The sequence below is a fragment of the Romboutsia sp. genome, assembly GCF_035470145.1.
Classification (GTDB): Bacteria; Bacillota; Clostridia; order Peptostreptococcales; family Peptostreptococcaceae; genus Romboutsia_D.
The window spans coordinates 1-16,064 of record NZ_DATIRC010000052.1 but is presented as its reverse complement, the minus strand read 5'-3'; the positions used below and the strand labels follow the sequence as shown (position 1 = coordinate 16,064).

Genomic DNA, 16,064 nt, shown 5'->3' with positions numbered 1-16,064 from the left:
AATAGGTAATTTCTTAAATATGTTTTTAGCCTTATCTAAGTAATTTTGTTGCATTTCATACCTTGATTTAAAAAATGGAGTTAACGCCTCATCCTTTGGTATAAATCCATTAATTATTACTTTAGTTGTAGATATACCAAGCTCATTAAGTTCATGTGATGCTCTTATAGTTTCATCTAATGAAGTTTGTTCAGGTTGCATAACAAATATAAAGTCAGTTTGAGAAGTGTCTCTAAGCTTTGCTATAGCTCTGTCAAACTTATCTTTGCTCTCTTGTATCATAGATACAGGTCCCATACAAGTTTGTCCGCTTCCCTGAGCACTTTCCTCTATATGTTTAGACCAATCTATAGGAAGTTCTAAAAGTCTTATAGTATGACCTGTTGGAGCTGTATCAAATATTATAACGTCATATTCATCTATTTCCATAAAGTCAATGAATCTATCAAATGATGCCATTTCTTCTGTACATGGTCCACTTAATTGCTCATCAGCTATTTTTATCATTTCTTCATCAAAGATTTCTCTCATCGGAGCAAGTAAATTCTCTTTATACTCATTAGTAGCTTCATCTGGATCTATTTCCATAGCATAAAGATTTTCTATGTTATTTATTTTAGTTATTTTATGACCTATTTCTTGTTCAAATACATCAGATAAATTAGCTGCAGGATCTGTTGTTACTATTAAAGTTTTTAAGCCTTTATCAGCATTATATACTCCTGTAGTACAAGCCATTGAAGTCTTTCCAACTCCTCCTTTACCTGAGAAAAATAAAAACTGTGTCATATTACTCACCTCTTAAGTTTGATTTTAATTCTTCTAAAGTTGGATATTCTCCACTTTTTATTACCTTTCCATTTAAAACTGTTATAGGAAGTATCTTTTGACCATTTTCTCTTACAAGTTTTCCAACTTCCATATTAGCCATAAACTTCATAGAATGAGTTTGTGGTTGATATCTTTCAATAAGTACACCTTCAAATTCATTTTTAATAGTTTCTATATTCTCACTTATTTTAACTAAATTTTCATCTACACTAGGACCACATATCCCAGAAGAACAACACATAGTAGGTTCAAATATCTCTATTTTCATAATATTACTCCTTATAATTTTAATTTTATATAAATTTATAGGAAGCCTAGTAACAAATTGTTAAATTGTGACTTCCTATAAACTACTGACTAAATATTTATTTTAATTTTTTACTTTGCAAACCAGTGCTTAGTTTTATTAGCAATTCCAACAAGTGCAAGCATAACTGGAACTTCAACAAGTACTCCAACAACAGTAGCTAAAGCTGATCCTGAATTAAGTCCGAATAAAGCTATTGCAACTGCAACTGCTAATTCAAAGAAGTTACTAGCACCTATCATACCAGCTGGAGCTGCTACATTATGAGGTAACTTCCAAAGTTTGCACCATCCATAAGCTAAGAAGAATATGAAGAATGTTTGTATTGTAAGTGGCACAGCTATTAATGCTATATGTGTTGGATTATCTATTATCTTTTGCCCTTGGAAAGCAAATAATATTATTAAAGTTAATAATAATCCAATTACTGTAACACCATTAAATTTAGATAAAAACTCATTTTCAAAGTAATATAAACCTTTTTTCTTTATTATCATAGTTCTTGAGAAGTATCCTGCAACAAAAGGTATTATTACAAATAACACTACTGATAATAATAATGTATCCATAGGCACAGTCACATCTGTAACCCCTAGTAAGAAAGCAACTATTGGAGCAAATGCTACCAATAATATAATGTCATTAACTGCAACTTGAACTAATGTATAAGCTGGATTTCCATCTGTTAAATGACTCCAAACGAAAACCATCGCTGTACAAGGTGCTGCTCCAAGTAGCACTGCTCCTGCTAAATATTCTTTAGCTAAATGCGCTGGTATAAAGCTTTTAAATACTATTATTAAAAAGAAATATGATATCGCATACATTGTAAAAGGCTTTATTAACCAGTTAGTACCACAAGTAACAACTAAACCTTTCTTTTGTTTTGCAGCATTTTTTATAGCTGTAAAGTCTATTTTAAGCATCATTGGGTAAATCATAAGCCATATTAATATAGCTACTGGTATAGAAACTTGAGCATAAGTAAACTTATCTAAAGTTTGAGGTATTTGAGGTAAATATACACCTATTAAAACCCCAACTATTATACAAAGAGCTACCCAAACTGTTAGATATTTTTCAAATACACCAAGCCCACCACTTTTTTGTTTTTTATTTACCTGAACATTTGCAGATATCCCGGGCTTATTTTTTTTATTACTCATTATTATTCCTCCTAATATTTTACTATTTTGCACTTCCACTTCTTATAAGTCTTGCAAAATCATTTGGAAGTATTTCATTTTCCTCTATTTCTTTTGCTATTTTTTCAAAATCATAAGGTACTTCTATTATTTCAACTTCAACATTTGAAGAAGTTCCATCTATCTCATCATCATTTTTTATATCTATAATTACATAGTTTGCATTAGGACTTCCCGTCTTTGGTTTTCCTACACTACCTGCATTTACTAGTAATTTTTCACCATAATACTTAGCATATGGTATATGAGTATGACCACAAACTAATATATCTTCAACTAGTTCACTCATAACTTCATCAGCTTCTTTAGAATTTTCTTTTAAATATTCATTTATAAGTCTTGTACTTCCATGAACAAATCTTATCTTTTTATCATTGAAAGTAAAAGTCGCTTCCTTTGGTAAGTTTCTTAAATATTCTTTGTTCTCATCACTTGTATTTTGTCCAGTAAAGTGCATTGAAAGTCCAGCTTTTTGTGCATCTTTAGGATCTGGATAATCACAACCACATATTATCTTTAAATTACCTATTGCATCATCATAGTTACCCATTATAGTAAGTATTTTATTTTTCTTAAGAGTTTGTATAACTTCATTTGGACGTGTTCCATATCCTACTAAATCTCCTGTACAAACTGTTAAATCTACGTTTCTTTTTTCAATATCTGCTAAAACCTCATCTAGTGCATATACATTACTATGTATATCTGATATTACTGCTACTTTCATGTTATTACCTCCTAAAGTGATTTTCTTTCGTTTATTTTACAAATTATATCTTTAACTTGTGTTACTGTGTCACAAGTTAATCCAGCATCTTTGTAATTCATTAAGACATCATAATCATATTTTAATTTTTCTTCTTTTTCCAACTCATTATCTAAAAGAACTTTTATAAAGCTATACTTATTTAAAGTTTCTTCATCTAACTTGTAGTAAACAAATTTAGCTTCTTTGTAATAAGTCACTAAATTAGCGTTCATTAGTTTATTTAAATGCCTTGATGCATTAGATTGTGTAATTTCAAGTATTGACTCTATTTCACAAACACATAATGGTCCATGTCTTAAAATGTTAACTATTCTAATTCTAGTTTCATCGCCTAAAGCTTTTAACATTTGTATTGTTTTCATAATCTCTCCTTAATCAAATTAACATATTCACCTTTAATCATATGATATGTCAAAAATTAAATTTTGTAAACTATTAAATCAAAAAAAATTGATTTAATAGCAACTAAATTCTTCACATTTGAATTCATTTTTATTTTAAGTCCTATCAAATAAATATATACTACTTATTTACCCTTCATTAACCTTACAATTTTGTAAGTTTGATAGATGTTTTATTGAACACGATAAAAGCACCTACTAAATTAATAGTAAGTGTCTTATGCTCTACATTAATTAGAGAATTAAAAAAAGACTGTTTTCATTACAGTCTTATAAAAAGGGGTTATGTAAGTATAAATATTATTTATGGGGGATAATATCTATATTTTTAATATTCAAGGGGATCAAGAATATTAATCTTATTTTTAAATTAAGTCGATTCCTAATGTTTATCTCTTTGTGTCATTTCTTGTTGCCTATGTATACAATATACCAATATTTTTTATATAAGTCTATAATATAAAAAAATTTTTATATATAATTTACATTTTGTTTTGTTTTTTTTATAAGTTTTACATTCTAAGTATTAACTTAGTTTGCATTAAAATTTTTTTTTAAATCTCAATTGAATTATAATATGAGATTAGAGTGATGTTTTAGTGGACATGAAAAAGGCACTAATTACATACCTCTTTATTACTACCTTTTAGCTTCTATAACTTTAGAAATAACTCCGTTCTTTCCCCTACTTTATGAAATCCTATTTTTTCATACATTTCTTTTGGTGTATCATCTTCATCCGTAACTAAATAAATAGTATGACAATTCTCTTTTATTGAAGTACCAATTAGAGCTTTCAAAATGCTTGTTCCATATCCTTTACGCTGATATTTTGGTCTAACAGCAAAATCTTCAATTTTAGCAACACCATTATGAATAAATAAATCACAACTCCCAATTATATTTCCATTATGATAGCAAACATAAGAATCTACTCCTTTATCAGAAGTATATACTTTTCCACGTCTATAACATCTTCTAGTGCAAAAATCTTTTCCAAGTTTTTTTTCATCATGTTCCAAGTCGCAAAATAAAATATCTTCTACCATCTCTTGATTAATTACTTTCTTTATTGTGCAACTATCTAAGTTGTTTAGATTTGAAAAATTAGAAATATTGAAGGAATAATAGCCAGTTATTGATAATTGAGGTTTGTATTCAAGGATAGACAGTAGAGAATCATTAACAACACTATTTAAAATAATATTACAAAAATGACTACTTTCCAATAACCTAAGGGAAATTTCATTTTCTATAATAGATAGTAACTTCTTTTCTTCCATTGCTTTTTTTATATAGGTATAATTGTGATAATACATATCAGGTAACTGATTATCACGAAATCTAATAATATCGTCATTTTCATCATATTTAGAAAAACATTTATAATATTCAATTTCACATTCTAGTATTCTTTGATTTAATTTTTTCATGTTATCCCCCTTTTTACTTCATAAGTTATAACAATTGTGAACCATAGCCTTAGTTGTGAATTAAATTTATGATTTATCTTAAAAGTTTTATAAATCGATACTTAACCTAATCATATCAATGCATTCAATTCCATTTTCTACTATTTTTTCTTTGTAATGTTTTCTAAAAAAATCCTTATCTACTCCCACTATACGAAAACCACATTTTTGATAAAGACCTAATTGATATATACTAGAATTTCCTGTACCAACCTGTAAGACTTTTGCATTTTCTTTTTTTGCAAAATCTATTGCACTATATATTAATTTACTTCCTATTCCTTTACATTGGAAAGATTCTTTGACCGCTATATTTACAAGTTCTAAAGTAAATGGTCTTGTTTTTATCAATACATATGCTCCAACAATATCATTGTTGATATAGGCAATAAAACATTCCCCTCTATATACATATTCATTAATTATTTCAATTGATGGATCTGCTAAAAAAAGTAAGTCATATGGAATTTCATCTTCATTAGATACTTTTTTTATAATTAAATCATTCATCCATTAACTCACCTCACATTTCGCACTTTATAATAGTGGCGTTCTATATCCTTATTATAGGTATCTCGTTAGAAAATTGTAGATTTACAACCTAAATTCCATAGGTATATATTTTATTCCATTCTTAACTTGTTGTATATCAATCTATAAATGCACCTATCATCATTTGTTCACCTGTTTTAAAGCGATTTTTAAACTCTTTATTTTGAATAATTTCTTTTCTAAATGTTTCAATCCCCTCTTGACTGTAATCAGGTGCATCAAATTCCATAAATACTTTCATAATCATTGAAAATGCTTCTTCAATCATATTAAACTCAATTTTTTCAATTGTATAATCCATTGCATATCCCCTTTTTAATATCTAATTTTAATTTTTTATCTATAATTTAATATTTATCTTTTCCTTAATTGTCAATATAAATAAGATAATCTTTTATAATAAACCTTAATTAGAAGTGTTAAAAATATCTAAAAAAAATAGAATTTCTAAAAAAAACTCAAAACAATGTATAAACCCTCTAAATCCTGGATATAATTTATATGTTATCCTTTATATTCTTTATTTATTTATATATTTTCTATCCTAAAAGACAGGCAACGGAACCTGTCTTTTGTAATATTTATTAATCCTCAGGATTATTGTAATAATTTTCTTTTCATAAAAATATACTCCCTCTATAATAAACAGTTTTTATTATTTTCACGGTCTACTATAAAGGGAGCATATCAACTATATAAATTTTTGATAAGTATTTAAATTATTTAGCATTTTCTTGATACGTAATTTTATTTCTTCCCTGTTGTTTTGATATATATAAATATTTATCAGTAATTTCTATAAGCTCCTCAATGCTTTGATTTGCATCTTTAATAGTACCTATTCCAGCACTAAAGAAAATATTTATTGGTTTATTAGTTTTGTTACAATAAACTACATTTGATTGTATTTCTTTTTTAATTCTCTCTAGTATATTATATACTTGATCATCTGTAGCCTTAGGGAATATAACAATAAACTCATCTCCTCCAAAACGAAATAACTCATCTTTTGAACGAATAGTACTTTTTATACTATTAGCAAATTTTTTTAATATAATATCTCCTACCATATGTCCATATGTGTCATTTATTTCTTTAAAGTAATCAATATCTATAAATGCTATAGAATAAATTTCTCCATGCTTTAAAAATTTATTTTGTACTTCTTTTATTCTTTTTGTAAAGTGTCTTTTTGTATATGCACCAGTTAATTCATCAATTCTATAATTAGAATTTCTTTGAAGAGCTCTATTTACCCTTGCTAAAACTTCCTCTATTTTAAAAGGTTTTGTTATATAATCATCAGCTCCAGAATTTAATGCAGTTATTTTATCTTCTATAAATGTCTTTGCTGTAAGAAATATTATTGGTATATCTAACTTTTCCTTTTGGATTTCATTAAAAACCTCAAATCCATCTATTTTAGGCATCATAATATCCAAAAGAATAATATCTATTTTTTCTTCTTGTATTATTTTTATTGCTTCCTGTGGCTTATCTATACTTATAACATTATAACCCTCATATTTAAAAACTTTTTCTAATTGATTTAATAAAGTTATATCATCATCTACAATTAGTATAGTTCCCTTATTACCTTTTATTTTATCTTCATTTTCTATTAACTCGCCTTTATTTTCTATTAATTTCTCTTCATTTTCTTCTATTTTGCACTCTTTATTTAATTTTTCTATTTCATCATATGCTTGTGCTAATCCTTTTAACAAAGTATAAAATACATCTTCAGATAGTTCAGATTCATTTTCTATACTACATATATAATCTTCATACTCTTTTCCTATATTAGATATTTTTTCAAAGTTAAAAATTGCACCTGTTCCTTTTAACGAATGAAAAAATAATTTAAGCTCATCTTGTTCTTCTTTATTTTTATATAAACAGTATTTCATAAGACTAACCATCATTTTATTAATTTTTTGTTGTTGTTCACATATAAACAGATGCCTACCCTTTTTCATAATCGATTGCAATTTTTGTGATTTTTCCATATTAGTTTCCCCCTTACATTTCAAATCCACTTTCATACAATTTTTTAACAATATTCTGTTTATTTTCTGATTTTGTCTGAATAACAACTCCAACTTCTTCTCCATTTTTTTTATCCTTAAATGAATCCATCAAATTGAAAATCGTACCATTTAATTGATCAAGTGAGTATGGCTTAACAAAATATGCATCATAAATGTTATTATTATTTTCTACTGCTGGTTTTTCTAAAGCTGATGATATTATTATAGGTAATTTTTTTATCAGTCCTTTTTCTTTAAGCTTTTGCAATACTTGCCAACCATCTAAATTTCCATCTAATCTAATATCTAAAATAAGTACTAACGGAGGATTTTTTTCTATAAGGCTTAAAGCCTTTTCTCCACTTTCTACAATTTTACACTCAAGTCCTATATTTGATATATTTTCACTAATAAGTTGACCTAATGAAATATCATCTTCAACAATAAGTACATAGTCTTTACTTTCATCAACTTTTTCTTCATACATGTATTCTACTTTTGGAATAGTAAAATGAACATCTGTCCCTATACCTAGTTGAGATTCAATCCATATACTGCCCCCATGTGCTTCTATAATTTCTTTACAAATAACTAGCCCCAAACCTGTTCCACCTATTTTTCTATGATCTGAATTGTCTACACGATAAAACTTATTAAATAATTTAGGTATAGATTCTTTAGGTATTCCTAATCCTTTATCTTTTATTACTACCTCTAATTCTTTTTCATTCTCAATAACTTTTATAATTATTTCTTGCTCAGTAACAGAATATTTTTTTGCATTAGAAATAAGATTGCTTAGTAATTGCTTTATTCTATCATAATCACCGTATATTGATGATTTATCTGCTTCAATATCTACTATAAAGCTATGTATATTATCTACTGAATAGACGTCTATTACTTCATTTATTAAATCATCTATTTTAAATCTTTCTTTTTCAAATATTTGTTTACCACTTTCCATTCTTTGTATATCTAAAAAATCATTAATAAGATCAGTTAACCTCTTAGCCTCTTTATGCATTACTTTTAGATACTTTTGTACTTTTTCTGCATTTAAATCTCTTTTTAATAAAAGTTCTATAAACCCTGAAATACTAGCAAGAGGGGTTCTAATTTCATGACTTACTGTATTTATTAAATCAGACTTCATACGATCTACTTCTTTACGCTGTGTAATATCTTGACCTGAACTTACACTGGCTATAATTTTATCACTTTCATCTTTTAAAGGTCCATTATGCCATTCTATTACTTTTTCTTTGCCACTTTTAGTTATTATTGTATATTCAGCAAATTCAAGACCATCTACTTTACCAGACATAAATTCATTAAATGCATTCCTAACTTCATTTTGTATATCTTGTGGTACAAATTTATCAAACCAATTTTTGCCTATAATTTCAGATTCACCGTATTCTAAAATTTCGCATCCTTTTTTATTTATATGAATTACTTTTTCATCCTTACCTACTACAACCATCATTGCTTCGGCTACATCAAGGTATTTTTGAGCTATATCTCTTTCTTTCTTTAATTCTTTTTCTACATCTTTATATTTTGTTATATCAGTTGACACAATAAGTACTTGAGAATCTTCTTTTTTGTCATGTATAATTGGTACTTTTAACGTTCTCATCCATATAACATTTCCATCCGAATCTGTAACCATTTCTTCTGGTATTTCTATTTGCTTATTTGTGTTGATAATTTCTTTATCTTCAAACACAAATCTACTAGCTTCTTTTTCATTAGGGTTAATTGCTATTTCTGTTTTTCCAACAACTTCTTTAGGAGTCATACCATAAAATGAAGCTGCTTCTTGATTTGCTAATATAAATTTACCATTATAATCTCGTACAAAAATATGACTTGGATTTATATCAATTACCTTATATAAAAATTCTTGTTGATATGTAACCATTCTTCTAAGTTCTTCTAACTCTTTTTCAGCTTTTTCCCTTTTTATTTTTTCTTCTTGCAGTTCTTGTTTTTTTTGTTTTAATTCTTCAACTATATCATCATAATATTTATCCATAATCTCACCCTCGTTTTTTATCCCAGTATTTCTTCTACTAGTTCTAAAAGTTCTATAGGACTAAATGGTTTTGTTAAAAAGTAATCGGCTCCATTTTTAAATCCTTCTTCTCTATCTTTCTGTTGTCCTTTTGCTGTAAGCATAATGATTTCAGGCTTTCTTTTGTTTTTATTTTCTTTTAGTGTTTTTGCTACTTCATATCCTGTTAATTTAGGCATCATAACATCTAATAAAAGCAAGTCAAATTCATTTTTATTAGTCATATCAATAGCCTCTTGCCCATCTTCTGCCTCATATATTTCATAATCATTTATTTCTAAAGTTTCAGATATTAAAAATCTAATTGATGCTTCATCATCTACTATAAGAATTTTCTTCATATTCGTTTCTCCTTATAAAATTTTCACATAAAAAAAGACCCTTCGGTCTTTATATTGACAACTTATATAGTATAAAATATTTATTTTTATAGCTTATAATCCGTTTTGACTCATAGACCATTTAACTATTACATTTTTAATGTTATATGTTCTATGTTCTATTAAATTTCATTTCCAAAATATTCCTAATATTTTTTATTACTTAATTACTATATCATAGATTTTAATAAATATCTATACTTTATAAGTTCATTTTCATTTATCCAATCATAGTCTATTATTTTCTCATAAACCTCCTCTTAAATACCTTATACTTTCTTTTATTAAGTATATTTTAAAATTTTTTTTAAGTACAAGTTTATTTTTTTAAGTACAAGTTTATTTTTTTTAATATCTCTCATATAGATATAGGGTAAGAGTTTAAATCACTAAATATATTTTTTATGAAATAAGGAGGTCTATATGGCAAGTATAGTAAAAAATCTAATTGAATATGTTGGCATAGCTGACTATTGTGACATGCCAGCTAATATTGGCACATGTGCAGAACCTGGTACATTCAAGCAACTAACAATTCAAGAAAACTTAAAAATACCAGCTGCTAAGCCTGATATAGAACAAATAGTTAAGGTAATGGCTGAAGTTTCAATAACTAGCACAAAAATAATAGAAACACCTGGAAAAAATTATCATAATGGAGTTTCATCACTTGAAGGTCAAAACCTTACAGGTTGGAAATTAATAGTTGAAGGTTTTATAAACCAAAAAATAGAGTATGTTGCAGATGAACCTACTCAATCTGTTCATGCTGCTCATTTTAAAATTCCTTTTAGCACATTTATAGTATTACCTTACGGTTTTACTAAGGATAATGTTGTAACAGTTCTTCCTTATATAGAAGATATTTATGCAAAACAAATGGATAAGAGAAACATATTTAAAAATATAACTATGCTATTAAATGCAGTAGTTTCTTGTTAAGGAGGTAGTATATATGGCTAATGTAGTGCGCAAAGAAGTAGAAGGTATCGGTATATCTAATGGTTTTGAAGAGCTTACACTTTGTCCCGGATCATATTTTACAGAAATAGCAGTACCAGAAAAAGTTACTATTCCAGATGTTAAGCCTGATATGGAACAATTACTTTCTGTTATGGTAGATGCTCGTATAGTATCAACAAGACTTATAAATACTCCTAAAGGTTGTTCTGAAGAAGGGCAAAATCTTACAGGGAAAAAATTAAGTATAGAATTAGAACTACAACAAAAAGTTAAATATGTAGCTGATGAACCTACTCAGTCTGTTCATGCTGCTCACTTTACTAAACTTGTTAATAGTATATGGGTTGTAGTACCTCCATCAGTAATCGTTAAAGATTGCAAAGGTAATAATAAAAAAGTTTGTATAGACCAATTATTAAGAGAAGGTAAAGTTAAGGTTACTCCATATATAGAAGATATATATGCAGAACAATTAGACAAGAGAAATATATTTAAAAATATAACTGTATTAATACATGTAACAGTTAAAGATGAGGTTGGCTTACCAAACCCATGTATATTCCACTGTGGATGCTGTTATGAAGATGGCGCTTATTACGACTGCTGTTATATAGATAACGCTTATGTACCTTGTGACTATTATTATCATAATATATGTGAAGCCGACAACAACGGCTGTTTACCAAATCCAGCGGATTGTAATACAGAGGATTGCTCTGACTGTTAATTATAAAATTTTTTTATTGTAGGAGGTTTTTTTATGGCTAGCATTATGAAAGGATTGATAGAGTACTCTGGAATAGCTGATATATTCCCAAAAACTCCAACGCGTTTTAAGCAATTAACTGTTCAGGAGGATTTAGTTATACCAGATGCAAAACCCGACATAGAACAAATAACTAAAGTTATAGCTGAAGTTGAAATTACTGATATAAGAGTAATAAGAACTCCAAAGGGTGTATCTTGGGAAGGTCAAGAGTTAACAGGATGGAAATTAATAGTTGAGGGAGAATTATTACAAAAAGTTGAATATGTTGCAGATGAGCCTACTCAATCTGTTCATGCCGCTCACTTTAAAGTTCCTTTTAGTACATTTATAGTATTATCCGAAAATCATTCATGCGATAATCTAATTACTGTTGTTCCTTATATAGAGGATATCTATATACAACAAATAGATAAAAGACGATTCTTTAAAAATGTTGTTTTATTCTTAGATGCAGTAGTATCTTAAATAAAAAAAACTCATGGATAACTAAGTCCATGAGATTTTTTATATTTAATTATTTTTTGGTTCATTTTCTAGATATGGGTATTTTCGCATTAATAAGTTTACCATTTTTTCACAACAATCTAATTTATCTTTAGAAGGTGTCATATAATGGCATATAGTATATTTACTTAAATCAAATCTATATAAACTAGATTTTAGTTCATAATAATAAAATAATTGCATTTCTTTTAAATTTCTTATAGTATAATTATTATCTAATAACCAATGACAATAACTACTTATAAACACTAAATCTAATAAAAAAGATTCAAATTCATAAGGATACTTTCTAAAGTTTTTTACAAAAGGAGTTAATTTTTCATTGTTATAAAATCTAGTTATAAATTCTTTTAATCTTGGAGCATCTCTTAATATCATCGTTCCATTCATTAACATATTTTTACTTAAATCATCTATATTAAATTCTTTATCAAAGGTATCAGTTATTATTTCATAAAGTGTACTAAAGTTTCTTCCCCTTTGTATGCCTAAGTTAAATTTAGTGCCTATTATATTTTCATCATTATTTTCAATGATACTTTCTATCGAACCTAGTATAAAAACATCATCATCTGTATAAATAGTAGCTTCATATCCATTTTCTATTCCATAATCATATAATAAAATATGTACATTCATTGGATGAGTCATTAGATTATATTTTCCTATTTCAGTTAGGTTAAGTTTATTTATATAATAATTAGCTATTTCTTTTCCACTTAACACTTTTGCATTATTAATATATTTATTATCGTATCTTTTAGTTAGTTTTTTTAAATCTTCTTTTATATCTTTCAAGTGAATATCATCATTTACTAAATATATATCTGTATTGTCGTATCCTTCTTTAGGAAAAAATCTAAGCATAGAATCTATATAGTCTATATCATTAGCTAAAATATATAATACATATTTTTTCATTATACCCTCCCATATAAATAAATTGTCTTCAAAATATATTTATGTTTTATATAAAGTAAAAATGCTACCCATTAATAAATGGATAGCATTTTAAGTATTTATAAGATTTTTTTATACTTAATCTTCATCTTTGATTGACTCAAACTCATTATCTTCATCATGTGATATATTTTCGCTACGATAATTTTTACTACATTTACTATGTACTTTATTTACTTTATGACTTTCCTTTGGATATGATGAATTGTAACTATTTTTTTTATGCCATAAGTCATTATACTCATCGTCATATGACTTATGATGTTCATTATTACATATGTAACTGCATTTATCATGATGATCAGCACAATCACAATCATCATCACAATTACACTCATCATCGTATACATGATTACACTCATCATCGTGTATTACTATCATTCTACTTTTCTCATGTTTTATCCATACTTTTATTACATATTCAACTCTAGGATCAAGAGGTCCAAATAAAAATTGTCCATCTTCGTCAGTAAAAGTATGATATTTAGGCTCTAAACATCCATCTTTATTTACTTCTAATAATTTTACTACTGCATCTTCTACTGGTTCATTACATTCATCTAATACCACTCCATAAAATACACTTCTGTCTTCCTTGCAAACTTTTATAACCGCATCTATTTGTTCATTTTCACAAGGAACTATGCTAAATTTTGTTAACTTATAACCCATATGTACCCCCTAAGAATAAATTATTTACATATATTAAAGTTTATTCATTAAAACAAGAAAAATAACTTTATATACAAAACATAAAAAAAGACCCTTAGGTCTTTTTTGTAATAATTTAAATTATTTTCGTTCTATAACTTATATTAATATTACTAGCATTGCTATTTGAAAGTTGAGTTATTTCTCCATCACAAATATATACACTATATAAATTATAACAACCTAATTCATCGCAAGAAAAATAAATTTGCTCTGAATCACTTTTCCAATCAAAATCGCTTATATTTACCTCATGCTTATACTCAGTTATATTTCTTAATTCATATGAGTCTAGATTATATATGTATATATTATCTATATCACAGGCTCTTGCAATAAATCCTACATACCTCTTATCAGGCGATGTCTTTATTTTCCTTAGATTTAATTCTAAATCTGTATTAGGTAACTCCCATTCATAATAATTTAATATATTTAATATATTTATTTTGTAGCCCTTTTCTATGTCATAATATATATATATAATTTCATTTTCATCTACCCAATCATAGTCTCTTACTTTCTTGTATCTAGTTAACTGCTTTGTCCCCAGTCCATTTTTTTTCATAAGAAATAGATTTATATAATCACCTAAATATTTTAAATATGCTATTTTCTCTCCATCTAAAGAATATTTAGCTTTAAAGCTATCGCAATTATCCTGGCTAAAAGTTAACGGTCTCCACTCACATGAATCTACATTTAATAAAAATATATCTTTTTTATTTTTCATATAAGCTGTAAATACTATGTTTTCACTGTCACTGCTCCAGTTAAATCCTGTTATATATTTAAATATGTGGGAATCAGTTACTTCTTCAGTAGTTAAGCTTCTAATATGAGAAATACATAAAGTACTACAGTTTTTATTATAACGAATAAATGCTATTTTTTGACCATCAGGGGACCATTGAGGATTTGAAATTTTAAAATTATCAAAACAAATTATATCCTTTTTATTCTCACAATTTTCATAATCTATATATAAGCAATTTTCGTTACAATCACAATTTTCTGTATAACATATTAAATAACTTGGAGGCAAGCATACTTCTATAAAGATGGTTATATTTTTAAATATATGTCTTTCATCTAATCTTTGCCCTTGGGCATCTTCTATTATAACCTTTGGATTGAGTATTTTGTTTTTTAATAAAGCTTCTGGTGAACATCCCTCTATTAAATTAGGAATAACTATAAATGTACTATGATATGTTTCGTTATGAATTGCATGAACTGATTGTGTTGATTTATCTGAGATATACGTAATTTTTTGTTTTAATTTTATCTCAATGGATATTTTTTTTCCGGTAAGGCTCTGCCCTTCATAGGATTTTCCTTTAGGTGTATTAATTACCCTAGTTGACACAATTTCTGGATCAACCATAACAGATACAATATCCTCTATATTAGGCTTTTGTTGTGGTATTGTTACCGTTTCTTCAAAGCTGTATTGTTTAAAATATTTAATATGTTTATGTCTATTTCTATATTTTTGTTTAATAATATTATTTTTTTTCATAACCCTCCTCCTAAACAACTTAACCTTTCTCTTATTAATATATTTACATCTCAATAGAAAAATATCTTTTTTTTTTTAAGTACAAGGTTATTTTTTTATATATTTACAAATAAAAATAAACCTCATGGATAAAATAAAATCCATAAGGTTTTATTTTTATTTAACAGCCTGTTCTTCCTTCTATCATTAAAGTTATATTTTTGAATATAGTTCTTCTATCTGATAGTAATTTTGCAAAGTCATCTTCTATATATCCAGTTACTCTAACATCACTACATGGTTTATAGTCTTTAGGAAGAATAACAAATGTGCTAAAAGGTATTTCAAATTCTGCTGCGTGTACACTTTGAGTTGGTTCATTAGCTATATAAACTACTTTTTGTCTTATTATACCTTCTACAATTAACTTCCATCCTGTTAGTTCTTGACCTTCATACGAAGTTACAACTGGAGTTTTTATTAAATAAGTGTAAGTTATATCCACACATGCTGTGATTTCTATAATATCTTCTGCCTCAGGTTTTTGAGGTGGTATTTTTACATTTGTATCTACACTTAATTGTTTAAATATCCTAACTTCTACATATGTTACTACTTCATTACTTTCT

At 26.9% G+C, this 16,064-nt stretch carries 18 protein-coding genes; 3 read left to right on the top strand and 15 right to left on the bottom strand.

Going from position 1 to position 16,064, the window contains the following annotated elements:
* The 11 genes from VLM92_RS01870 to VLM92_RS01820 all read right to left on the bottom strand — a co-directional run.
* On the bottom strand, positions 1-789 hold a 789-nt coding region (locus tag VLM92_RS01870; RefSeq protein ID WP_325274657.1), incomplete at its 3' end, for an ArsA family ATPase.
* Position 790: 1 nt separating this feature from the next.
* The gene (gene arsD, locus VLM92_RS01865) at positions 791-1,099 is read right to left on the bottom strand and encodes an arsenite efflux transporter metallochaperone ArsD (RefSeq protein WP_325274656.1); all 309 of its coding nucleotides are present in this window, start codon (positions 1,097-1,099) and stop codon (positions 791-793) included.
* Between the two features lie 110 nt (positions 1,100-1,209).
* The gene (arsB, locus tag VLM92_RS01860) at positions 1,210-2,304 is read right to left on the bottom strand and encodes an ACR3 family arsenite efflux transporter (RefSeq protein WP_325274655.1); all 1,095 of its coding nucleotides are present in this window, start codon (positions 2,302-2,304) and stop codon (positions 1,210-1,212) included.
* Between the two features lie 22 nt (positions 2,305-2,326).
* The gene (locus VLM92_RS01855) at positions 2,327-3,070 is read right to left on the bottom strand and encodes a metallophosphoesterase family protein (protein WP_325274654.1); all 744 of its coding nucleotides are present in this window, start codon (positions 3,068-3,070) and stop codon (positions 2,327-2,329) included.
* 11 nt (positions 3,071-3,081) lie between these two features.
* Positions 3,082-3,474: a metalloregulator ArsR/SmtB family transcription factor gene (locus VLM92_RS01850; protein ID WP_325274653.1), complete on the bottom strand. Its 393-nt coding sequence runs from the start codon at positions 3,472-3,474 to the stop codon at positions 3,082-3,084.
* 692 nt (positions 3,475-4,166) lie between these two features.
* Positions 4,167-4,946: a GNAT family N-acetyltransferase gene (locus VLM92_RS01845; protein WP_325274652.1), complete on the bottom strand. Its 780-nt coding sequence runs from the start codon at positions 4,944-4,946 to the stop codon at positions 4,167-4,169.
* 87 nt (positions 4,947-5,033) lie between these two features.
* The gene (locus VLM92_RS01840; protein ID WP_325274651.1) at positions 5,034-5,495 is read right to left on the bottom strand and encodes a GNAT family N-acetyltransferase; all 462 of its coding nucleotides are present in this window, start codon (positions 5,493-5,495) and stop codon (positions 5,034-5,036) included.
* 139 nt (positions 5,496-5,634) lie between these two features.
* A complete protein-coding gene (locus tag VLM92_RS01835) occupies positions 5,635-5,838 on the bottom strand; it encodes a GNAT family N-acetyltransferase (RefSeq protein WP_325274650.1) in 204 nt (67 codons plus the stop codon).
* A 418-nt stretch (positions 5,839-6,256) separates the two neighbouring features.
* The gene (locus tag VLM92_RS01830) at positions 6,257-7,546 is read right to left on the bottom strand and encodes a diguanylate cyclase (protein ID WP_325274649.1); all 1,290 of its coding nucleotides are present in this window, start codon (positions 7,544-7,546) and stop codon (positions 6,257-6,259) included.
* Between the two features lie 13 nt (positions 7,547-7,559).
* Entirely contained in the window at positions 7,560-9,608 is a 2,049-nt protein-coding gene (locus tag VLM92_RS01825) for an ATP-binding protein (protein WP_325274648.1), read from the bottom strand.
* Between the two features lie 17 nt (positions 9,609-9,625).
* A complete protein-coding gene (locus tag VLM92_RS01820) occupies positions 9,626-9,988 on the bottom strand; it encodes a response regulator (RefSeq protein WP_325274647.1) in 363 nt (120 codons plus the stop codon).
* A 462-nt stretch (positions 9,989-10,450) separates the two neighbouring features.
* Here VLM92_RS01820 and VLM92_RS01815 point away from each other — a divergent pair, with 462 nt between their 5' ends.
* Genes VLM92_RS01815 through VLM92_RS01805 form a run of 3 tightly spaced genes read left to right on the top strand, consistent with a single transcriptional unit; the run spans position 10,451 to position 12,224 of the window.
* Positions 10,451-10,969, top strand: a complete 519-nt coding sequence (locus VLM92_RS01815; protein WP_325274646.1) for a DUF3794 domain-containing protein — start codon at positions 10,451-10,453, stop codon at positions 10,967-10,969.
* Positions 10,970-10,982: 13 nt separating this feature from the next.
* Entirely contained in the window at positions 10,983-11,717 is a 735-nt protein-coding gene (locus VLM92_RS01810) for a hypothetical protein (protein ID WP_325274645.1), read from the top strand.
* Between the two features lie 33 nt (positions 11,718-11,750).
* Positions 11,751-12,224, top strand: a complete 474-nt coding sequence (locus VLM92_RS01805; RefSeq protein WP_325274644.1) for a DUF3794 domain-containing protein — start codon at positions 11,751-11,753, stop codon at positions 12,222-12,224.
* 45 nt (positions 12,225-12,269) lie between these two features.
* On the opposite strand, the gene VLM92_RS01800 is transcribed toward VLM92_RS01805, so the two are convergent.
* From VLM92_RS01800 to VLM92_RS01785, 4 genes are all read right to left on the bottom strand, one after another.
* Positions 12,270-13,184, bottom strand: coding sequence for a hypothetical protein (locus VLM92_RS01800; protein ID WP_325274643.1), 915 nt, complete (start codon positions 13,182-13,184; stop codon positions 12,270-12,272).
* A 117-nt stretch (positions 13,185-13,301) separates the two neighbouring features.
* Positions 13,302-13,895 carry a carboxypeptidase-like regulatory domain-containing protein gene (locus tag VLM92_RS01795; RefSeq protein WP_325274642.1) on the bottom strand — a complete coding sequence of 198 codons (594 nt, stop codon included), beginning with the start codon at positions 13,893-13,895 and terminating at the stop codon, positions 13,302-13,304.
* A 115-nt stretch (positions 13,896-14,010) separates the two neighbouring features.
* Complete coding sequence (locus tag VLM92_RS01790) at positions 14,011-15,456, bottom strand: TolB family protein (RefSeq protein WP_325274641.1); 1,446 nt, start codon at positions 15,454-15,456, stop codon at positions 14,011-14,013.
* A 160-nt stretch (positions 15,457-15,616) separates the two neighbouring features.
* A partial coding sequence (locus tag VLM92_RS01785) for a DUF3794 domain-containing protein (protein ID WP_325274640.1) occupies positions 15,617-16,064 on the bottom strand: 448 nt, incomplete at its 5' end.